Origin of the sequence: Kitasatospora sp. CMC57 (assembly GCF_045866025.2) — a bacterium.
Classification (GTDB): domain Bacteria; phylum Actinomycetota; class Actinomycetes; order Streptomycetales; family Streptomycetaceae; genus Kitasatospora.
On the sequence record NZ_AP035881.2, the window covers coordinates 3,134,295 to 3,154,221 of the forward strand.

19 protein-coding genes and 1 tRNA gene are annotated in these 19,927 nt (G+C 71.9%); 8 read left to right on the top strand and 12 right to left on the bottom strand.

The features are described from left to right. Nucleotides 1-100: 100 nt before the first annotated feature. The 8 genes from ACKUU6_RS13760 to ACKUU6_RS13795 all read right to left on the bottom strand — a co-directional run bounded on the left by ACKUU6_RS13760 (nucleotide 101) and on the right by ACKUU6_RS13795 (nucleotide 6,365). Nucleotides 101-177, bottom strand: a tRNA-Ala gene (locus ACKUU6_RS13760). A 56-nt stretch (nucleotides 178-233) separates the two neighbouring features. Further along, entirely contained in the window at nucleotides 234-1,250 is a 1,017-nt protein-coding gene (locus ACKUU6_RS13765) for a hypothetical protein (protein WP_407988806.1), read from the bottom strand. 150 nt (nucleotides 1,251-1,400) lie between these two features. Beyond that, a complete protein-coding gene (locus ACKUU6_RS13770) occupies nucleotides 1,401-2,000 on the bottom strand; it encodes a GNAT family N-acetyltransferase (protein WP_407988807.1) in 600 nt (199 codons plus the stop codon). Between the two features lie 23 nt (nucleotides 2,001-2,023). Beyond that, entirely contained in the window at nucleotides 2,024-2,614 is a 591-nt protein-coding gene (locus tag ACKUU6_RS13775; protein ID WP_407988808.1) for a MogA/MoaB family molybdenum cofactor biosynthesis protein, read from the bottom strand. Further along, on the bottom strand, nucleotides 2,611-3,108 hold the full coding sequence (moaC, locus tag ACKUU6_RS13780; RefSeq protein ID WP_407988809.1) for a cyclic pyranopterin monophosphate synthase MoaC: 498 nt from the start codon (nucleotides 3,106-3,108) through the stop codon (nucleotides 2,611-2,613). Before moaC ends, ACKUU6_RS13775 begins: the two co-directional genes overlap by 4 nt. Before the next feature lie 56 nt (nucleotides 3,109-3,164). Further along, nucleotides 3,165-4,481, bottom strand: a complete 1,317-nt coding sequence (glp, locus tag ACKUU6_RS13785; protein ID WP_407988810.1) for a gephyrin-like molybdotransferase Glp — start codon at nucleotides 4,479-4,481, stop codon at nucleotides 3,165-3,167. A gap of 18 nt (nucleotides 4,482-4,499) precedes the next feature. Further along, entirely contained in the window at nucleotides 4,500-5,423 is a 924-nt protein-coding gene (gene galU, locus ACKUU6_RS13790; protein WP_407988811.1) for a UTP--glucose-1-phosphate uridylyltransferase GalU, read from the bottom strand. A gap of 72 nt (nucleotides 5,424-5,495) precedes the next feature. Beyond that, entirely contained in the window at nucleotides 5,496-6,365 is an 870-nt protein-coding gene (locus ACKUU6_RS13795; RefSeq protein ID WP_407988812.1) for a GGDEF domain-containing protein, read from the bottom strand. Nucleotides 6,366-6,467: 102 nt separating this feature from the next. Here ACKUU6_RS13795 and ACKUU6_RS13800 point away from each other — a divergent pair, with 102 nt between their 5' ends. Then, nucleotides 6,468-7,046, top strand: coding sequence for a 5-formyltetrahydrofolate cyclo-ligase (locus tag ACKUU6_RS13800; protein ID WP_407988813.1), 579 nt, complete (start codon nucleotides 6,468-6,470; stop codon nucleotides 7,044-7,046). Nucleotides 7,047-7,056: 10 nt separating this feature from the next. Here ACKUU6_RS13800 and ACKUU6_RS13805 read toward each other — a convergent pair whose 3' ends face one another. Beyond that, complete coding sequence (locus ACKUU6_RS13805; protein ID WP_407988814.1) at nucleotides 7,057-9,783, bottom strand: penicillin acylase family protein; 2,727 nt, start codon at nucleotides 9,781-9,783, stop codon at nucleotides 7,057-7,059. Between the two features lie 273 nt (nucleotides 9,784-10,056). On the opposite strand from ACKUU6_RS13805, the gene ACKUU6_RS13810 reads away from it, so the two are divergent. From ACKUU6_RS13810 to mscL, 5 genes are all read left to right on the top strand, one after another. After that, nucleotides 10,057-11,541 carry a potassium/proton antiporter gene (locus ACKUU6_RS13810; RefSeq protein ID WP_407988815.1) on the top strand — a complete coding sequence of 495 codons (1,485 nt, stop codon included), beginning with the start codon at nucleotides 10,057-10,059 and terminating at the stop codon, nucleotides 11,539-11,541. A 313-nt stretch (nucleotides 11,542-11,854) separates the two neighbouring features. Then, nucleotides 11,855-13,153, top strand: coding sequence for an MFS transporter (locus ACKUU6_RS13815; protein WP_407988816.1), 1,299 nt, complete (start codon nucleotides 11,855-11,857; stop codon nucleotides 13,151-13,153). Between the two features lie 80 nt (nucleotides 13,154-13,233). Further along, the gene (locus ACKUU6_RS13820; RefSeq protein ID WP_407988817.1) at nucleotides 13,234-13,551 is read left to right on the top strand and encodes an FmdB family zinc ribbon protein; all 318 of its coding nucleotides are present in this window, start codon (nucleotides 13,234-13,236) and stop codon (nucleotides 13,549-13,551) included. 256 nt (nucleotides 13,552-13,807) lie between these two features. Then, entirely contained in the window at nucleotides 13,808-14,098 is a 291-nt protein-coding gene (locus ACKUU6_RS13825) for a hypothetical protein (protein WP_407988818.1), read from the top strand. Nucleotides 14,099-14,169: 71 nt separating this feature from the next. Further along, entirely contained in the window at nucleotides 14,170-14,586 is a 417-nt protein-coding gene (gene mscL, locus ACKUU6_RS13830) for a large conductance mechanosensitive channel protein MscL (RefSeq protein WP_407988819.1), read from the top strand. 35 nt (nucleotides 14,587-14,621) lie between these two features. Here mscL and ACKUU6_RS13835 read toward each other — a convergent pair whose 3' ends face one another. Together ACKUU6_RS13835 and ACKUU6_RS13840 are read right to left on the bottom strand one after the other, a co-directional pair. After that, nucleotides 14,622-14,807, bottom strand: a complete 186-nt coding sequence (locus ACKUU6_RS13835) for a hypothetical protein (protein WP_407988820.1) — start codon at nucleotides 14,805-14,807, stop codon at nucleotides 14,622-14,624. 133 nt (nucleotides 14,808-14,940) lie between these two features. Then, a complete protein-coding gene (locus ACKUU6_RS13840) occupies nucleotides 14,941-15,912 on the bottom strand; it encodes a sigma-70 family RNA polymerase sigma factor (protein ID WP_407988821.1) in 972 nt (323 codons plus the stop codon). 350 nt (nucleotides 15,913-16,262) lie between these two features. Between ACKUU6_RS13840 and ACKUU6_RS13845 the strand changes: the two genes are divergently transcribed. After that, nucleotides 16,263-17,171: a phosphatase PAP2 family protein gene (locus ACKUU6_RS13845; RefSeq protein WP_407988822.1), complete on the top strand. Its 909-nt coding sequence runs from the start codon at nucleotides 16,263-16,265 to the stop codon at nucleotides 17,169-17,171. Between the two features lie 304 nt (nucleotides 17,172-17,475). Continuing rightward, nucleotides 17,476-19,434: a murein biosynthesis integral membrane protein MurJ gene (gene murJ, locus ACKUU6_RS13850; protein WP_407988823.1), complete on the top strand. Its 1,959-nt coding sequence runs from the start codon at nucleotides 17,476-17,478 to the stop codon at nucleotides 19,432-19,434. A 25-nt stretch (nucleotides 19,435-19,459) separates the two neighbouring features. Here the strand turns inward: murJ and ACKUU6_RS13855 are convergent, their stop codons facing one another. Then, nucleotides 19,460-19,849, bottom strand: coding sequence for a YrdB family protein (locus ACKUU6_RS13855; RefSeq protein ID WP_407988824.1), 390 nt, complete (start codon nucleotides 19,847-19,849; stop codon nucleotides 19,460-19,462). Between the last annotated feature and the right edge of the window lie 78 nt (nucleotides 19,850-19,927).

Consider the following 19,927-nt stretch of genomic DNA (forward strand, 5'->3'; position numbering starts at 1 on the left):
AGCACCTCGAACAAGCCCCCGGAAAGCAGAAATCCCGCCCGATCACATGGATCGGACGGGATCTCATGACCCTTCACGAGCAGAACTCGTGAACAGCCGTTGGTGGAGCTGAGGGGATTCGAACCCCTGACCCCCTCGATGCGAACGAGGTGCGCTACCGGACTGCGCCACAGCCCCAACGAGAAGAAACTCTAGCATCTCTTCGCGGGGGCTCGTGACCACCCCTCACCTGGCTACTCGTTCGCGGCGCGGGGCCGGGAGGGGTACTCCGCCTCGGGGTCGGCGGGGGTGGGTTCGGCGTACTGGTCGAAGAGGGGAGTGTTGCGGGCCTCGGTGGTGCGGCCGGCGTCCCAGGTGGAGCGGGGGTCGAGGGCGCGGGTGGAGCGGGGGGCCACCGGGGCGGTGACGTAGGTGGGGAGGGGGACGGGGACGGGCTCCCAGGAGTCGGGACCGGCGGCGGCGCGTTCGCGCATGCCGTCGACCCACTCCTCGTGGTCGGTGGCCTCGACGAGGGCCGACTCGGTGGTGGCGAGCCGCAGGTGCGGCCGGCCCTCACCTAGAGCGGGGGCCGGACCGGGCGCGGGAACCGAGGCCGAGGCGGCGACCCGCTGACCGTCGGTCGAGCGCGGGCGCTCGGGGAGCGGACGCGGGGCGGCGGCCCGGGTGCGTTCGCGGTCGCGCAGTCGCTCGGCGTCCCGGGCGGCCCGGGTGCGGTCGAGCTTGACCTCGTACCGCTGGCGCTCCAGGCGGCGCAGGTGGCCGATGTAGAGGGTGAGCAGCAGGCCGGGCAGAGCGGGCACCCAGAGGAAGGCGACGCCGAACACCGCCGCGACCACCGCACCGGCGGCGAAGGCGAGGAAGAGCGTGGTGACCATCCGCCGACGTCGGGCCAGCAGTCGGGCCCGCCGCTCGACCGACCCACGCGAGGCCGAGGCCGACGCCGGGGCAGACGCCGACGCCGAGGCCGGGACCGTGGCCGAGGGAGCAGCCGGCTCGTCCGGGGCCATGGCTGAGGGATCGGTGTCCGCCGCCGGGGAGGGTTCCGATTCAAGGATGGTCTCGTCGTCGCCGAATACCCGGGTCGCCCGCCGCTCCATGGCCGACCGTCCGGCCAGCAGGCGGATCGCGGTACTGAAGCGTTCCGTCGGACGGGCCTCGTTGAGTTCGTCCTGCCTGCGGAGCCACATCGGCACCAGATAGGCAGCCCAGGCCCCTACGATGACCGCGTAGATAAGGCCGCTACTGCGCATGTTTCACACGGTACGGGCGCGGGGGAAGGCCCGGCAGCAATTTGGCGCGGCGTGTCGTGTGATCAAGCTGATTCTCCGACTATTTTGCCGGTATTTGTGACCACTCGGCCTACCTGCGATGCCATATCGATATCTCTTTCGAACATTTATTCAATTATCGCTGCGGTCCCGGCTCCTGACCGACCGCCAGCGGTTCAGCATGCCCTCCGGCACCTCCTCGGCGGTCAGCGCGTAGACCAGGTGGTCGCGCCAGTCGCCGTCGATGTGGAGATACCGTGGCCGAATTCCCTCCTCGCGGAAGCCGAGCTTTTCGGCCACCCGGCGGCTCGGCCAGTTCTCCGGCCGAATGCAGACCTCGATCCGGTGCAGGCCGAGGGTGCCGAAGCAGTGGTCCACGGCCAGTGCCACGGCCGTCGGCATGATGCCCCGGCCGGCCACCGACTCGTCCACCCAGTAGCCGATGTTGGCCGAGCACATCGAGCCCCAGGTCATCCCACCGACCGTCAGCTGCCCGACCAGGCGGCCCCGGTGCAGCACCACGAACGGCACCATCCGGCCCGCCGCCGCCTCGTGCCGCAGGTAGCGGGCCATCTGCCGGAACGTCGGCCGGGACATCCCGGCGCGGCCCGGTCCGGCGGGCGGCACGGTGGCCTCCCAGCGGCGCAGCCAGTCCCGGTTGCGCTGGCTGACCTCCTGCCAGGAACGCTGGTCGCGAACCCGGATCGGACGCAGCGCGACGTCCCCCTCCAAGAGCTCGACCTGCCAGGATGCGTTCAGGGCGTACTCCCCTCATCGGACGCCCCGGCCTCGTCGGACGCCCCGGCCACGTCGGAAGCTGCGGCTCCGTGGGACGCTCCGGCCGCGTCGGAAGCTCCCGGAGGGCCGCCCGCCGACCGCGGGTGGTCGCCACCTCCGAGCTGGTCCACGGCGTGCGGGAGCAGCGGCGTCAGCACGGCCAGGCCGTCCTTGACCCCTCCGGTGGAGCCCGGCAGGTTGACGATCAGGGTACGTCCGGCCAGGCCGGCCAGGCCCCGCGACAGCGCCGAGGTGGGCACCTTCTCCCGGCCGTACGCCCGGATGGCCTCCGCGATGCCGGGGATCTGACGGTCAATCACCCGGGCGGTCATCTCCGGCGTGAGGTCCATCGGTGAGATGCCGGTGCCGCCGGTGGTGACCACCGCGTCGTACCCGGCGGCCACGGCGGCCCGCAGCGCAGCCTCCACCGGTTCGCCGTCCGGGACGACCTGCGGCCCGTCCACGGTGAAACCCATCGCCCGCAGTCCGGCCGCGACGAGCGGGCCGCCCCTGTCCTCGTACACCCCGGCCGAGGCGCGGTTGGAGACGGTGAGGGCGAGCGCCTTCATGACGAGGCCGCCGAGGACCCGACCGCCCAGTCGCCGCTCTTGCCGCCGGTCTTGCTGAGCACCCGGACGTGTTCGATGGTGGCGCCCTTGTCCACGGCCTTGACCATGTCGATCACGGTCAGCCCGGCCACCGCGACGGCGGTCAGCGCCTCCATCTCGACGCCGGTCCGGTCGGCGGTCCGCACGGTGGCGGTGATCTCGACGGCGTCGTCGGCCACCGTGAGGTCGACGGTGACGCCGGAGATCGCGATCGGGTGGCAGAGCGGGATCAGGTCGGGGGTCTTCTTGGCGCCCATGATCCCGGCGATCCGGGCCACCGCGAGGGCGTCGCCCTTGGGGACGCCCTCGCCGCGCAGCAGCTCGATCACCCGGGCGGCCACCCGGACCCGTCCGGCGGCGACGGCCGTCCGGACGGTGGTGGCCTTCTCGGAGACGTCGACCATCCGGGCGGCGCCGGTCTCGTCGACGTGGGTGAGGCGCGGTGTTTCGGACAAGGGGACTCCACGGTGGCACGGGTCGAGTACCGCGCTACCGTACAGCCCCGCCCCGGTCAGCCCGTGAGAAGGACCACATCGACGGTGCGTCCGGCGGCCACCGAGGTCTCGTCCTCGGCCACCACGATCAGACAGTTCGCCCGGGCCAGCGCGCCGACCAGGTGCGAACCCTCGCCGCCGACCGGCGCCACCTCGCCGTCCGCGTACCAGCCGCGCAGGTACTGCCGCCGCCCGGCCGGCGAGCGCAGCTCCGCGGTGCAGACCGCGCGGACCACCGGCCGGTGGATGTCCGGGGCGCCCATCATGGTGCGGATCAGCGGGCGGACGAACAGTTCGAACGAGATGTACGAGCTCACCGGATTGCCCGGCAGGGCGAGCAGCGGGGTGCCCTGGATCCGGCCGAAGCCCTGCGGCTTGCCGGGCTGCATCCGCAGCCGCCGGAAGTCCACCTCGCCGTACTCGGCGAAGACCTCCTTGACCACGTCGTACGCGCCCACGCTGACCCCGCCGCTGGTGACGATCAGGTCGGCCCGGCCGAGCTGGTCCTCCAGCACCGCGCGCAGCACCGCCGCGTCGTCGGGCACGCCGCCGACCCGGTACGCGATCGCCCCGGCGTCCTGGGCGGCGGCGGTCAGGGTGAAGCTGTTGGAGTCGGAGATCTGGCCGGGGCCCACCGGTTCGCCGGGCTGGACCAGTTCGCTGCCGGTGGAGAGCACCACCACGCGCGGCCGGGGCCGGACCCGGACGGTGCCGCGGCCGATCGCGGCCAGCAGGCCGAGCTGGGTGGGGCCGAGCAGGGCGCCCGCCTCCAGCACCCGCTCCCCCGCCGAGAGGTCGCTACCCCGGCGGCGGATGTGCGCGCCCTGGCTGACCGGGCGGAACACCCTGACCTCGTCCGAGCCGGCGGTGACCGAGCTCTCCGCGCCCTGAGCGGTCATCGTGTCGGCGGCTTCTCCGCTGCCGCTGCCGCCGTCGGTCCACTCGACCGGGGCGACCGCCTCGGCGCCGGGCGGCACGGGCGCGCCGGTCATGATCCGGGCGGTCTGCCCCGGGCCCACCTTGGGCAGTTCACCCGCACCGGCCGCGATGTCGCCGACCACGGTGAGCACCGAGGGGTACTGCCCGGTGGCCCCGGCGGTGTCGGCGGTGCGGACCGCGTAGCCGTCCATCGAGCTGTTGTCGAAGGGCGGCAGGTCGACCTCGGAGCTGACGTCCTCCGCCAGCCGGCAGCCCTGGGCGTCAAGAAGCTGGAGCTCGATCGCCGGGAGCGGGACGACATCTGACAGCACGTCCGCCAGATGCTCGTCCACGCTCCACGTGCGCGGCGGCGCCGGGGTCTCTTCGCAGCAGGAGTCCGAAGTCGTCCCGGTCATCGCACACTCGCCTTCTGGTCAGCCCTGCATCTCCGTGGCGACGAACTCCTTGAGCCAGGACCGGAAGTCCGGTCCCAGGTCATCACGTTCGCACGCCAGACGGACGATAGCGCGAAGGTAGTCGGAACGGTCGCCGGTGTCGTAGCGACGGCCCTTGAACAGCACGCCGTGCACCGGGCCGCCGACGGTCTCGTCCCGGGTTGCCAACTCCCGCAGCGCGTCGGTCAGCTGGATCTCGCCGCCCCGGCCCGGCTCGGTCGCGCGCAGCACGTCGAAGATGGCCGGATCGAGGATGTAGCGGCCGATCACCGCGTAGTTGGACGGCGCGTCGGCCGTGTCGGGCTTCTCCACCAGGTCGGTGATCCGGAAGACGTCGTCGCCGAAGCCGTTGGGCTTCACGGCGGCGCAGCCGTACAGGTGGATCTGCTCCGGCTCGACCTCCATCAGCGCCACCACCGAGCCGCCCAGCTCCTGCTGGACCTCGATCATCCGGGACAGCAGCGGGTCGCGCGGGTCGATCAGGTCATCACCGAGCAGGACGGCGAACGGCTGGCCCGCCACGTGCTGTTCGGCGACCGAGACCGCGTGGCCGAGGCCCTTCGGGTCGCCCTGCCGGACGTAGTGCATGTTGGCCAGCTGCACCGACTCCTGGACCCGGCGGAGCTTGTCCTTGTCACCCTTGCGGGCGAGCAGCTCCTCGAGCTCGTAGGCCCGGTCGAAGTGGTCCTCCAGGGCGCGCTTGTTGCGGCCGGTGACCATCAGTATGTCGGAGAGGCCGGCTGCGGCGGCCTCCTCCACGACGTACTGGATCGCGGGCTTGTCGACGACCGGCAGCATCTCCTTCGGGGTGGCCTTGGTCGCGGGGAGGAACCGGGTACCCAACCCGGCGGCAGGCACCACGGCCTTGGTGACAGGGAGGCGGCGGGCGTTCGTCGTCGTCATGCGTGAGACCTTACTAAGGCGGGTTTCCACCGGGCTGAGTGCGGGGTTAACCAGCCATGAACCAACGGCCGGTCAGGGGCCCGCGTCGTGTCCAGCAGCCACAGCGGCCGTCGAGTGGGCGGTGCCGGCGGGGGTCAGGGAGACCTCATCGGCACCGGGCGACAGGTTACCGGTGATTTCGACCGCTTCCGCCGCCCCTGCCGGGCCCTCCGGCCCTTCCCCGGTCAGCTCCGCGGCCCCGCGCCAGCCGTCACCACCCCCGGCGCGCGCCGCACCGAGCGCGCGGTCGGCGGCGCGCAGCAGCAGCGCGGCGTGCGCCCCGTCCTCCGGGAGCACCGCGATCCCGACCGCCGCCGTCAGGCCGTTGCGCCCCGACACCCGACCCGGCTCCGCACCCGCCGGGGACCAGTCGAGCAGCTGGTGCCTGCGGACCGTCCAGCAGAGCCGCTCGGCCACCTGCACCGCGCCGTCCAGGCCCGTGTCGGGCAGCACCACGAGGAACTCCTCGCCGCCGTACCGGCCGAGGGTGTCCGAGCGGCGGATCTCCACGCTGAGCCGCTGCGCGAGGTCGCGCAGTATCGCGTTGCCCCGGGCCCGGCCGTGCTCGGCGACCACCGACTCGAAACCGGCGATCTCCAGCATCAGCAGGGCCAACGGCCGGGGCGCCGCGCCCGGGTCGACCCGGCGGGCCCGCTCCACCTCGCGGTCCAGGGTGAGCTGGAGGTGCCGGTAGTTCCACACGCCGGTGAGCGGGTCGCAGGAGGCGGTGCGCTGGAGCACGTCCCGCTCGGCGGTCAGCTCCTCGACCCGGAGCCGGAGCGCGGCCTCCCGGCTCTCGGCGTCGGTGACCCGTCGGCGCAGCCGAAGGCCCGTCAGGGCGACGGCGCCCAGCGCCGGGGCGCTGAGCACGGCCAGCGCCTGGACCAGGAACGGGGTGGACATCCGGTGCCTTCCGCGTGTCAGGCTCTGTGCACCGGGTGGCCGCCGCTCGCCGAGGAGAGCGCGGGCGGGTCACCCGGCCGGAGCGGGACCAAGGAGTATCCAGTGCACAACGACAAGGCCGGTCTGAGGTCACGCCTGCTCGCAGAACGGCGTGAACTCTCCCCCGAACGGCGGGAGCTCGCTGCCGCACGGCTCGCCACGCACGCCGGGTCGCTCGCGCGGGCGGGCCAGACCGTGGCGGCGTACGTCTCGGTCGGCGGTGAGCCCGGCACCCGGCCGCTGCTGGACGCGCTGCGGGCGGCCGGGGTCCGGGTGCTGCTGCCCGTCCTGCTGCCCGACAACGACCTGGACTGGGCCGAGTACGGCGGCCCGGAGACCCTCACCCCGGCCGGCCGCGGCCTGCTGGAGCCGACCGGCCCCCGGCTCGGCCCGGACGCGGTCTGCGCCGCCGCCCTGGTGCTGCTGCCCGGCCTGGCGGTGGACCGGCGCGGCATCCGGCTGGGCCGGGGCGGCGGTTCCTACGACCGGGTGCTGGCCCGGCTGACCCGCCGTCGGGCCGAACCGGTGCTGGCCACCCTGCTCTACGACGCCGAACTGCTCGACACCGTCCCGGCCGAGCCGCACGACCTGCCGGTGCACGCCGCGGTGACCCCGTCCGGCGTGCACTGGCTGAACCGCTGAGCGACGGGCCTCAGCCGTTGGTCAGCACCAGCCGGTGCCTGGTGGCCTGGTCGACCGCCTCGGGCGACCAGGCCCAGGGCAGCAGTTCGCCCTTGGCCCAGAGCGCGGTCTGGTCGTTGTAGTTGTCGTTGAAGGCGTGCCCCGAGGCGCCGCCGACGTTGATCCAGCGCGAGCCGTCGAAGTTGCTCAGGTCGACCACCATCCGCATCGACGGCACCCAGTCCACCTGGTAGCCCGCCGCCGCGTTCCAGCCCGCCGCGTTGACCGCCGCCGTGCCGCCGGAGAGCTCGTACGGGCCGCGGTTCAGCAGCTTGTGCACCAGCCCGGAGGCGACCGAGGAGTCGTCCTTGCCCAGGGTCTGCTCGGTGAGCGTCAGGGTGTGCAGCCGGCCCCAGCTCCAGGTGGAGATGTCCTTGGTGAGCTTGGCGGTCAGCTCCTGCCGGGCGTTCTTGAGCGACTCGGCGAGCAGCTTGCCGAGCCCCTGCTGCGACTGGTGGTTGGCGTCCTTGAACTCCCACCACGGGCTGTCCGGCTGGTCGAGCAGGGAGCGCACCACCTCGGTCCAACGGTCCCCGCCGTCCGGCTGGGCCTGGTCGGGGTCGCGGGTGCCGCAGACGGTGACCGGCGGCGCGGGGTTGAGGTCGTCGTCCGGCAACGTGGAGTCGCGCTTCTGGCGGACCAGCAGGCAGTCGCCCTCGGCCCGCAGCCCGGCCGGGAACTTCTGACCGAAGGCCAGCGTCAGCAGCTGGCGCCAGACCGCGTTGTAGTAGGCGGCGGCGGCCGAGTCGGCGTCCTGGTGGAAGTTCCAGTCCTTCAGCAGGTCCTGGGCCTCGCGCACGTACGGGTCGTCGATCCGGACCTTGAGCAGCAGCGGCACCAGGGTCTTGGCCATCACGCTGGTGTTGTCCAGCTGCATCATCCGCATGTCGTCCGGCGAGATCTTGCCGTCGTTCTTCAACCGGTCGGTGATCTGGGTGCTGATCTCCTTGGCCCGGGTGCCGTACTCCCAGTCCTTGGTCAGCAGGTAGTTGTAACTCTGGTCCACCACGGCCTGGTTGGCGGTGACGATGTAACCGGCCGGCGGGTTGAAGCTGTACGGCAGCGACTGGAACGGGACGGGCTCGGCCTTCCAGCCGTACGAGGAGTCCCAGCCCGGTGCGGGGTAGCGGCCGTCGCCCTTGGTGCGCTGCGGGATCCGGCCCGGGGCCTGGTAGCCGATGTTGTTCTTGGTGTCCGCGTAGATCAGGTTCTGCGCGGGGACGGCGAAGTCGGCGGCGGCGGCGCGGAACGCGTCCCAGTCGGCCGCCTGGTCCAGCTTGAAGACCGCGTCCATGGTCTTTCCGGGGATCAGCGCGGTCCACTGCAGGGCGACGCCGTACCCGGCGGCCCGGTCGGGGGCGTTGCCGGCCGGGGCGTACTTGCCGACGTTCTGCTGCTCGGTGCTCTTGTCGGAGATCAGCGGACCCCGGTCGGTGGTGCGCACCACGATGGTGCGGTCCTCGCCGCCGGCCACCTTGATGGTCTCCTTGCGGGTGGTGAAGGTCTTCTGCTGGTTGTCCACCAGGTAGGTCTCCGGGCTGGTGACCTTCTCCAGGTAGAGGTCGGTCACGTCGGCGCCCAGGTTGGTGAAACCCCAGGAGATGTTCTGGTTGTGCCCGATCACCACGCCCGGCATCCCGGCGAAGGTGTAGCCGGCGGCGTCGAACCGGCAGGCCGGGCCGACGCTGCGGCAGTGCAGACCCATCTGGTACCAGACCGACGGCAGGGCCGGGCCCAGGTGCGGGTCGTTGGCCATCAGCGGCTTGTGGGTGGTGGTGAACTGCCCGCCGACCACCCAGGAGTTGGAGCCGATGCCCTGGCCGGGCCGCCCCAGCAGCTGCGGCAGCGCGCCCATCCGGTCCGCCACGTCCTTGAGCAGCGCCTCACTGCCGGCCCGGCCCTGGGTGGTGGCGGCGGGGGCGGCGGGCAGCGGCGTGGTGGTCCCGTCGCCCGGCAGGTAGTTGCCACCGGGGCCGACCTTGCCGGTCTTCACGATGGTGCCGTTGCGGTCGTACGGGTAGGCCGGGTAGAGCTGGTCGATCTTCTCCGGGCTGAAGTCCTGGGCCAGCAGCGAGCGGTCGATCTCCTCCTGCAGGTTGCCGGAGAGGTTCCAGGCCATCGCCTTGAGCCAGGAGACCGAGTCCACCGGGTCCCACTTCTCGGGCTTGTAGTCGCCGTTCACCGCGCCGAGCAGCGTGTACTCGAGCGAGGCCGAGCTGTCGCCGGGGTGCTCGGCCAGCCAGGCGTTCACGCCGTCGCTGTACGCCTGCAGGTACTTCTTGGTGTCCGGGGCGAGCAGCTGGTCGTACTCCTGCTGGGCCACCTGGCGCCAGCCCATGGTGCGCAGGAAGGAGTCGGTCTCGACCTGGCCGGAGCCGAACATCTCGGACAGCCGCCCGGCGGTGATGTGCCGGCGGACGTCCATCTCCCAGAAGCGGTCCTGCGCCTGTACGTAGCCCTGGGCCCGGAACAGGTCCTCCGAGCTGTCGGCGTAGAGCTGCGGGATCCCGTTGCCGTCCCGCTTCACGTCCACCGGCGCGGTCATCCCGGCCACCTTGACGCTGCCCTCGACCACCGGGAAGGACGACCGGACGGTCTGCACGGCGAAGAACCCGGCGCCCGCCGTCCCGGCGACCAACAGCACCACCAGCACGAGCACGAACAGACGAGCGCGCCGGAACCTCTTCGAGCGGGGCATCTGGTTGAGTCCTTGGCTGGGAGACGGGCGGCCGTGACAGACCACCACATTAGGGCGCACGGACCGAGGGGGTCGCACTCGGGGGCGCCCACGTCGGGTCAGGTGGACCCTACCGGGCCGACCTTGGCGGAACCTGGGCGGGAAGATGTAAAAGAACAGGTAAAATGTTAGACTGGGTAACGATCCCACCGGACGGACCGTCAGCTGCCCTGGTGGACGCTGCCTCCAGACGCTCCATCAGCCCGCCCCCTCCCTGCGCCGAGGTGCCACTGCGTGACTGTCGACGACCTGAACCGCTTTCTGCTCGAAGCCGCCGTGGTCCTGCTGGTGGCGGTGGTGGCGGTGCGCATCTCGACCCGCTCCGGCCTCCCCAGCCTGCTGATCTACCTCGGCCTCGGCGTGGCACTCGGCCAGAACGGCCTGGGTATCCGGTTCGACAACGCCGGGCTGACCCAGGTGCTCGGCTACACGGCGCTCGTGGTGATCCTCGCCGAGGGCGGCCTGAAGACCAATTGGCGGTCCATCAGGCCCGTGACCCCGGCCGCCACCGCCCTGGCCACCGTGGGCGTCGCGGTCAGCGTCGCGGTCACCGCCGCCGGCGCGCACTACCTGGCCGACTTCGACTGGCGCACCTCGCTGCTGCTGGGCGCGATCGTCTCCTCCACCGACGCCGCCGCGGTCTTCTCGGTGCTGCGCACCGTCCCGCTGCCGTCCCGGCTGACCGGTCTGCTGGAGGCCGAGTCCGGCTTCAACGACGCCCCCGTGGTGATCCTGGTGCTGGCGTTCGCCACCAGCGGCCCGCTGGACTCCTGGTACGTGCTGGTCGGCACGATCATCGCCGAGCTGGCGATCGGCGCGGCGGTCGGCCTGGCTGTCGGCAGGCTCGGCGCGTACGCCGTCCGGCACATGGCGCTGCCCTCCTCCGGCCTGTACCCGATCGCCGTGATGTCACTGGCGGTCGGCGCGTACGCGGGCGGCGCGCTGCTGCACGGCTCCGGCTTCCTCGCCGTCTACGTCGCCTCGCTGGTGCTCGGCAACTCCAAGCTCCCGCACGGCCCCGCGGTCCGCGGCTTCGCGGACGGGCTGGCCTGGATCGGGCAGATCGGCATGTTCGTGGTGCTCGGCCTGCTCTGCACGCCCGTCAGCATGGGCAGCGCGATCATCCCGGCGCTGGTGATCGGCACCGTGCTGGTCTTCCTGGCCCGGCCCGCCTCGGTGCTGCTGACCATGACGCCGTTCCGGCTGCCCTGGCGCGAGCAGGCGCTGCTCAGCTGGGCCGGGCTGCGCGGGGCGGTGCCGATCGTGCTGGCCACCATCCCGCTGGTCGCGCAGGCGCCGCTGGCGCGCGAGGTGTTCAACATCGTCTTCATCCTGGTGGTGGTCTTCACGCTGCTCCAGGGTCCCACCCTGCCGCTGGTCGCCAGGTGGCTGCGGATCTCCGAGGGCGCGCTCGGCCATGACCTCGGGATCGAGTCCGCCCCGCTGGAGCGACTGCACGGCCGGCTGCTCTCGGTCTCGCTCTCGGCCGGCTCCCGGATGGCCGGCGTCGAGATCGGCGAGCTCAGGCTGCCCGCCGGGGCCGCCGTCACCCTGGTGGTCCGCGACGGCAGCAGCTTCGTCCCCGACCGCACCACCGTGCTCCGGCCGCTCGACGAACTCCTGGTGGTCACCACCGAGGAGGTCAGCGAGGCCGCCGAGCACCGGCTGCGCGCGGTCGACAAGGGCGGGAAGCTGGCCGGATGGCTACGCGGGCGGTAGTCCGCGATTCAGCGCAACGCTGTGTTCTACGCAACGTTCACCTTCGGTTCGCTGGGCTCGACGCCGTCCAACCCGTAGGATGACGGGTAAAGCTTTGGTATCAACAGACACACCCGCAACATCTGCCTGATGCAGAGTTGGCGCGACCGCTCGGCGGCCGCGGTCCGCAGCAGTTCCTGCCTCCTGGCCCCCGCTTCCACGACGGCCAGCCGGACCCGGTATCACCCCGGTCGACGCGCGAGAGGACGACTCTCGGCGCCGTCGGGGTCCACCCAACCCCTTCCGCGCTACCAGGCAGCGGAAAGAACCCACCGTGGCGGCCCGCCGAACGGTCGACAACCCCACCCGCGTCGGGTACGGAGCGCTGCTCCGCACCCCCGGTGCCTGGACCTTCCTCGCACCCGCCTTCGCGGCCCGACTCCCGTACGCCATGCTCAGCCTGGGCATCGTGCTGCTGGTGCTCGACACCCATGGCTCCTACGGCACCGCCGGTCTGGTCGCGGCGGTCTCCGCCGTCGCCCAGGCCCTGATCGGCCCGCAGACCGGCCGACTGGCCGACCGGTACGGGCAGTCCGCCGTCCTGGTGCCGAGCGTCCTGGTGCACGCCCTCTCGGTCGGCGCGCTGATCGCGCTGGCCGTCGGCGGGGCACCGGTCTGGACGCTCTTCCCGGCCGCCGCCCTGGCCGGGGCCAGCGTCCCGCAGATCGGCGCGATGGTCCGGTCCCGCTGGGTCTCCCGGCTCTCCGACTCCCCGGCCACGCTGAACACGGCCTTCGCCTTCGAGTCGGTCACCGACGAGTTCACCTTCGTGATCGGCCCGGTCCTGGCCAGCGCGATCGCGACCGGGATCAACCCCTCGGCCGGACTGATCGCCGAGGCCGTCCTCACCGTGGTCGGCGGCCTGGCCTTCGCCGCCCAGCGCTCCACCGCTCCCACCCGGCACCCACGCACCGCCGGGGTCAAGCGCGTCTCGGCCCTCGCCTCCCCCGGCGTCCGCCTGCTGGCGGGCTCCTTCCTCGGGGTCGGCACCGTCTTCGGCGCCATGCAGGTCTCGGTCACCGCCTTCGCCCGGAGCGCGGGCCAGGAGGGGCTGAACGGCACCGTCTACGGCATCTTCGCCGGCGGCTCGATGCTGGCCGGCGTGCTGTACGGGCTGATCGCCTGGCGGCAGCCGGCCCGGCAGCGGATGCTCGGCTGCTACGCGCTTCTGGTGCTCGGCTGCTCCACCCTGTGGGCAATGCCCAACCTGACCGCGCTGGCGGTCGCCGGACTGTTCTGCGGTCTGGCCATCGCACCCACCCTGATCACCGGCTACACGCTGGTCGAGACGCTGGTCGCGGACGGCGCCAAGACCGAGGCCTTCACCTGGCTCACCGGCGCCATCGGCCTCGGCCTGGCGGCGGGCTCCACGGTGGCGGGCGTGCTGATCGACAGCCACGGCGCCTCGGGCGGGTTCCTGGTGCCCGTGGTGGGCTCCGGGCTCGGCCTGGTCGCCCTGCTGACGCTGCGTCGGCTGCTGGTCCCGCCGAGCACGGCCAGCCGTACCGTGGCCCGGTGCGGAACAGTCGGCAGTGGGCAGGCGTCCGTTCTCACACCTGCGGCGCTGGACTGATTCCACGGAATGCCGCATCATTGAGGATCGTTAGCACTCATCAGGCGAGAGTGCCAGGGGGAAGTGCAGGAGGAAGACAAGTGCCCACGTACCAGTACCAGTGCACCGAGTGCGGGACCGGCCTGGAGGCGGTGCAGAAGTTCACCGACGACGCGCTCACCACGTGCCCCGAGTGCCAGGGGCGGCTCCGCAAGGTCTTCTCCGCCGTGGGTGTGGTCTTCAAGGGCTCGGGCTTCTACCGCACCGACAGCCGCTCGTCGTCCAGCAGCACGGTGAGCTCCTCTACGTCGTCCGCGTCGTCGTCCTCTTCGGCTCCCGCCGCCTCGGCGCCCGCTCCGGCGGCTTCCACGAGCTCGTCGTCCTCGACGTCGAGCTCCGCCCCGGCTTCGACGGGCTGACCCGCGTTCTTCCCGGACGGCCCGGTCGTGCACTTCGGTGCGCGGCCGGGCCGTCCGGCATTTCCGCCGCCAGGTGATTCTCCACCGCCAGGTGGAGGTGCTTTTCCACAGCCAGGCGGGTGACCCGCGCTGTCCACAGGCCCGGGTTGTCCACAGGGTTGCGCCTCGTCCCGCCGTCGGCCGCGGTCCGGACGCACGCTGATCACCGCGACGCTCGTTCCTGCGATGTCGCGTCCCGATCGGAGGCGGTGCCCCCATGACGACCCTGCACACCCGCACCACGGTGCCCGAGGCGACCTCCTCGGTCCCGCCCCGCCAGGTGGTGCCGGTCTTCCCACCGATCCGCCGCGGCTCCGGCGGCCGGCACCGCCTCCAGCGAGCCGTCCGCCATCGCCCCGGCCTGCTCACCACCAGCCTGCTGGCCGCGGCCACCGCCCTCGCCGCAGGCCCGCTCCGGCCGGGCTCACCGCCTCCGGCCTCGTCCCCCACCATGGCCGCCGAGGCCGTCAGCGCACCCCGCTGCCCGGGCACGTCGCCGCCCTCGTAACCGGCGAGGCGTCAACTCCGTGCGATGAAGTTCACCCGTGACCGATCCCACTCGGCATCGTTCAGTGCGGCATGAAGGGCTTCAAGGAATTCCTCCTCCGCGGCAATGTCATCGAGCTCGCCGTCGCCTTCGTCGTCGGCGCGGCCTTCACCAAGGTCATCAATGCCTTCGTCGAAGGGGTCATCAACCCATTGGTCGGGGTGTTCGGCACCAAGGACCTGGCGTCCTACTCGTCCTGCCTGAAGGGCCCCTGCGAGGTGGACGCCGACGGGAAGGTCACCTCCGGCATCTTCATCCTGTGGGGCTCGGTGCTCAGCGCCCTGCTCACCTTCGTGATCACCGCAGCGGTGGTCTACTTCGTGCTGATCGTCCCGATGAAGCACATGATGGCCAAGCGCAAGAGTCCCGTCGAGGAGGCCGCCGAGGCGGAGGCAAGGGAGGTCGAACTGCTCACCGAGATCCGCGACGCCCTGGTCCGCCAGCGCTGACCCACCCGGGCCCGCCCGCACCGGCCGCCGTCCCGCTACTCCCCGTGGTGCGGCGGCCGCTGACTCCGGTACCAGTCGATCCCGCGCCCCGAGCTCTCCCCCGCGCCGCCCCAGCCCTGGTCCGTGTCGTCACTGGTCTGCCGGTCGAAGGGGTCCTCGAAGACCAGCTTCGGCTTCCGCTTCGGCTCCTTCGCCTGCTGCTCGGGCTGCTGCTCCGGCACCGCGTCCACTCCCTCTCGTCCCTCTCACTTCCCCGACCGATCCGCCGACCGATTCCCCAAGCCTAGGCCGCAACGGCGACGGACCCCGCCGGGGCCGAAGCCCCCGCAGGGTCCGTTCAGACGCCGAGCCGGCTCAGGCCGCCTCGAAGCCCGCGTGGTCGGCGATCTTCTTGAGCTCCGCCAGGGCGTGCTTCTCGATCTGCCGGATCCGCTCCCGGGTCAGCCCGTGCTGCTTGCCCACCTCGGTGAGCGTCCGCTCGCGGCCGTCCTCCATCCCGTACCGGGACCGGATGATCGAGGCGGTGCGGTCGTCCAGCCGGCCGATCAGATCGTCCAGCTCCTCCCGACGGAGCATCACCATCACGGCGTCCTCCGGCGAGACGGCGCCGGTGTCCTCGACCAGGTCACCGAACTGGGTCTCGCCCTCGTCGTCCACCGCCATGTTCAGACTGACCGGGTCCCGGGCCCAGTCCAGCACGTCCTTGACGCGCTGCTCGGTGGTGTCCAGCTCGGCGGCCACCTCCGCCGGGTCGGGCTCGCGCCCGAGCTCCTTCGCCTTCTCCCGCTGCACCCGCCGGATCCGCCCCAGCTCCTCCACCAGGTGGACGGGGAGCCGGATGGTGCGCGACTGGTCGGCGATCGACCGGGTGATCGCCTGCCGGATCCACCAGGTCGCGTACGTGGAGAACTTGAACCCCTTCGCGTAGTCGAACTTCTCGACCGCCCGGACCAGACCGGCGTTGCCCTCCTGGATCAGGTCGAGCAGCGGGAGACCGCTGCGCGGGTAGCGCCGGGCCACCGCCACCACCAGCCGGAGGTTCGACCTGATGAAGACGTCCTTGGCCCGCTCGGCGTCCTCGGCTATCGCCTCCAGCTCCTCCCGCTTCGCACCCTTGGGAAGCGTCGCCTGGTCCAGCAGGTGCTGGGCGTAGACACCGGCCTCGATCCGCAGCGAGAGCTCGACCTCCTCCGCAGCGTCGAGCAGCGGTGTCCGGGCGATCTCGTCGAGGTACATGCCGACGAGGTCACGGTCGGCCTCAAGGTTGTTCGGGCGGGCGGCGCGAGTCCGGTCGGCCCTGTCGCGAACGACGGCACGAGTGGCCATGCTTGCTCCCTTGCTGCTGGTGCCGGTCATCGGATCCCGCCCCGCCAGGCGAGCCTGGGCCGGGGCAAAGAGATGCGGGCCTCACGGAGGCTCACACGTAACGATCCAACGCACAGAATCCGGACAACATTCCCAACTCGCCCAGTTTCTTCCCTCGATGCAGTATCCTGCGACTTTTCCCCGCGATCATGAACGGGCTGCGACGGGGCGACCACGGCCGGTGCCGGTTGCACCTCCCGGTACTTGGTCAACGAACGACGGCTCCCATCCGCAGCTTCTCCCCACAAACGATGCCAAATCGCGATCACTCCGGGGCGGAATCAACCACCGACCCTGGGAAGGTGTCAGTCATGTACCCGCCCAACGACGGCGCTCCCGCCGATCCCGGGCCGGCCGCCTCCGCCTCCAGGGCCGCCCGACGCCGCCAGCAGCTGCTGATCTGCTCGGCCGTGGCATTCGGCTCCGCCGCGCTGCTCGGGGTCCTGCTGGCCCTGGTGACGTCTCACTGGGGCCCGCTGGCCCGGCTGGACCACGGCTGGGTGAGCTCCCTGCACGGCTACGCGGTCCGGCACAACGTCTGGACGGCGGCCATGCAGACGCTCGCCGACATCGGCGGCACCACCACCATGCGGGCCCTCCTCGGGCTGGCGGCGGTCTGGCTCTGGGCGATCGGCGCCCGCACTCTCGGCGGCTGGGCGGCCACCCTGATACTGACCGGCTGGCTGGCCGGCTGGTCCGGCAAGAACATCGTGGGCCGGGAGCGCCCGCGCTTCCCCGACTCGGTCGCGCAGACCAACGGGTTCTCGTTCCCGTCCGGCCATGCCCTCGCCTCCGCCATCACCTGCGCCGCCCTGGTGATCCTGGTCTGGCCCCGGGCCAACCGGGCCGGCCGCGTGGTCTCCTGCACCTTCGCCGCACTCACGGTGCTCGCGATCGGCTGGACCAGGATCGCGCTCGCCACGCACTGGCCGAGCGACGTGCTGGCCGGCTGGCTGGCCGCTGCCCTGATCGTCAGCACCGTCACGCTCGCGGTCGAGCTCTGGCAGCCCGGCGCGCTGTCCCGGGACGTCCGCCGGGTGGACTGGCGGACCAGGCCACGGATCCAGCGCGTACTGGCGACCGACACTCCGGGGGTGGACCCGTTGGACCCGTTCGATCCATCCGGGCCGTTCGAGCCGCTCGAGCCGGGCTTCGAGCCGGACTCCGGCCCCGCCACCGGGCCACTCCGGGCGCCCGGCCGCCGAGCTGACGGTCAGTGAGAAGCATCACATCTCCGTTCGGGCGGCGCGTCCGAAGGGAAGGGACAGGGATCCGTCAACGCGAACAGTCCCTGTGCGCACTGGAAAAATCGGGACCAACCACCCCGTTCGCGGCAGGCCAGGACCGGATTCGGCGCACCTCCTCCCAGGTCGGGAGATGTCGGGCACAGGGCACGGATCTCCCCATCGAGTGCCGAGGTGAGGCAGACTGCTGCGGCCGGGTGTGCCTGCACCCGACCGGGCCGGGCAGTCGCAGCACAGCAACCGCACGTCCACTGCCCAGGCACCGAGCGACGGGGGGCGAATGACCATGCACACGACGGACGGGCCCGCCGGCCCGTACGGCGATCCGCCCACCATGCCGCTGCGGCAGATAACGGACGACGAGCTGATCGACGGTCCCGGCGGTCAACCGACCATGCACCTCAGCCAGCAGGTACCGAGTCCCCGGCCGCCGTACGCGGAGGTCCCGCCGGCTCCGGCCGCGCCTCCGGCAGCGGCGCCCACCGAGGCGGCCAAGCCGAGCTCGACCGCCCGCAACGGCATGATCATGGCGCTCGGTTCACTGACCTCCCGCGCCCTCGGCTTCGTCCGGGCCGGCGTGATCACCGCCGCGCTCGGCACCGGCTTCCTGGCCGACGGCTACGCGGTGGCCACCATGCTGCCGAACACGATCTTCATCATGCTGATCGGCGGCGTGCTCAACTCCGTGTTCGTCCCCGAGCTGGTGCGCGCCGCGCAGCACCACGCGGACAAGGGTGTGGCCTACACCAACCGCCTCCTGACGGTCTGCGGGGTCGTCCTGATCGCGATCACCGCGGTGGCGTTCTTCTGTGCCCCGCTGATCGTCGACAGCTACACCCCGTACGGCCCCGGCGACACCGCCCAGCGTGATCTGACCATCGCGCTGGCCAGGTACTGCCTTCCGGCCATCCTGTTCTACGGCTTCTTCGGCCTGCTCGGCCAGGTGCTCAACTCCCGCGACAGGTTCGGCGCGATGATGTGGGCCCCGGTGCTCAACAACGTCGTCGTGATCGCGGTGTTCAGCCTCTACCTGGCGGTCTTCGTGCACGCCACCGACGCCAAGGACTTCTCCGCCGGCGCGACCATGCTGCTCGGGCTCGGCAGCGCCTTCGGCATCCTGGTGCAGGCGCTGGCCCTGGTGCCCTCGCTGCGGGCCTCCGGCTTCCGCTACCGCCCGCGCTTCGACTGGCGCGGCTCCGGTCTGACCACCCCGCTGCGGGCGGCCGGCTGGGCGCTGCTGCTGGTGGTGGTCACCCAGCTGGCCTTCCTCGCCATCACCAACCTGGCCACCGGCGCCGCCTCGCTGGCCAAGCACGACGGGCTGACACAGGGCCTGGGCTACACCCCGTACAACAACGCCTACCTGCTCTTCATCGTCCCGCAGGGCATCATCACGGTCTCCCTGGTCACCGCGATCCTGCCGAGCATGTCCCGCTCGGTCGGCTCGGGCCGGTTCGAGGACGTCGGCCGGGAGCTGGCGCAGACCCTGCGGAGCTCGGCCGGGATGATCGTCCCGGCCTCGGCGATCTTCCTGTCACTGGCCGGCCCGATCGCGGCCCTGGCCTACGGGCACGGGAACGTAACGGACGCGGACATCGAGGTGGTCACCCAGGTCCTGATGGCCTTCGCGCTCGGCCTCCCCGCGTTCTGCGCCCAGTACGCGCTGGCCCGCGGCTTCTACGCGATGAGCGATGCCCGGACCCCGTTCTGGCTCACCACCATCACCTCGGGCAGCAACGTGCTGCTCTCCTGGGTCGCCTACCTGGTGCTGCCCAGCCGCTGGATCATCGTCGGGATGGCGTGCGCCCACACCGTCGCGGTGCTGATCAGCGCGGCCATCACCGGGCGCGCGCTCGGCCGCCGGCTGCGCCGTGAGGCTGCCGCCGTCGCCGCCCCGCTGCCCCCCGACGCCACTCTGGAGCTCGGCACCGGACGCCGCCCCCGAATTCGCAGCGGCCTGGACGGCGGCCGACTGGTCGCCCTGCACCTGGCGCTGGCGCTGGCCTGCGCGCCGGGCGCACTGGCCGCGTACTGGCTGACCGGACGCCTCCACTCGGCGCTCGGCAGCGGTGTGCCGGCCTCGCTGGCGGCCCTGGCGGTCGGCCCGCTCGCGGTACTGGTCTCGGTGCTCCTGCTGGCCCGTCCGCTCGGTGCGGGCGCGGCAGTCGCGCCGCTGGCCCGCAAGCTCCGCATCCCTTACCCGGAGCAGCCCGTCGGCGGCGGCAAGCACCGCCGCTAGGGCCCGTCCTGCAGAGGCGCCCCGCTCACCCACCCTCGGGCAACGCCTCTTCCTGCCGGTGCATCCAGGCCTGTCGGTCCAGCGTCGCCAGGACGGTGTTGGCGACGGCCACGCCGGCGAAGGCCAGGCCCCAGCCAGGTCGGTCCATACCGTAGAGGGCAACGGCCGCAGCGCCGAACACCAGCGCCTTCACCGCCAGAACGCCCGCCAGGGGCACCCGAATCCGGGCCTTCGGGGCGGCGAACAGCCCCCACAGCACGGCCGCCGCCCCTGGGGCGGCCACCGCCACCAGCAGCCGGAGCACGGTGTTCTCCGCACTCTGCCACCCCCATCCGGCGAGCACGGCGAGGGCCGCCACCTCCAGGACGAAGGCCAGTCCCTCGTTGATCACGTGCAGGGGAGTCGGGAGCTTCATACGGCTGCCATCCTTCGTCACGAACGCGGGCCGGTCATGGCGACCGGGCCGGGCACGGGCCCGGACAGGCGGCTACGG

Coding starts and splice junctions, on each gene's coding strand:
- ACKUU6_RS13825 (WP_407988818.1), top strand. CDS start 13,808: ATGACGACCCTGCACACCCGCACCACGGTGCCCGAGGCGACCTCCTCG.
- ACKUU6_RS13795 (WP_407988812.1), bottom strand. CDS start 6,365: ATGTCCACCCCGTTCCTGGTCCAGGCGCTGGCCGTGCTCAGCGCCCCG.
- ACKUU6_RS13845 (WP_407988822.1), top strand. CDS start 16,263: ATGTACCCGCCCAACGACGGCGCTCCCGCCGATCCCGGGCCGGCCGCC.
- ACKUU6_RS13855 (WP_407988824.1), bottom strand. CDS start 19,849: ATGAAGCTCCCGACTCCCCTGCACGTGATCAACGAGGGACTGGCCTTC.
- ACKUU6_RS13840 (WP_407988821.1), bottom strand. CDS start 15,912: ATGGCCACTCGTGCCGTCGTTCGCGACAGGGCCGACCGGACTCGCGCC.
- glp (WP_407988810.1), bottom strand. CDS start 4,481: ATGACCGGGACGACTTCGGACTCCTGCTGCGAAGAGACCCCGGCGCCG.
- mscL (WP_407988819.1), top strand. CDS start 14,170: ATGAAGGGCTTCAAGGAATTCCTCCTCCGCGGCAATGTCATCGAGCTC.
- murJ (WP_407988823.1), top strand. CDS start 17,476: ATGACCATGCACACGACGGACGGGCCCGCCGGCCCGTACGGCGATCCG.
- ACKUU6_RS13805 (WP_407988814.1), bottom strand. CDS start 9,783: ATGCCCCGCTCGAAGAGGTTCCGGCGCGCTCGTCTGTTCGTGCTCGTG.
- galU (WP_407988811.1), bottom strand. CDS start 5,423: ATGACGACGACGAACGCCCGCCGCCTCCCTGTCACCAAGGCCGTGGTG.
- ACKUU6_RS13775 (WP_407988808.1), bottom strand. CDS start 2,614: ATGAAGGCGCTCGCCCTCACCGTCTCCAACCGCGCCTCGGCCGGGGTG.
- ACKUU6_RS13765 (WP_407988806.1), bottom strand. CDS start 1,250: ATGCGCAGTAGCGGCCTTATCTACGCGGTCATCGTAGGGGCCTGGGCT.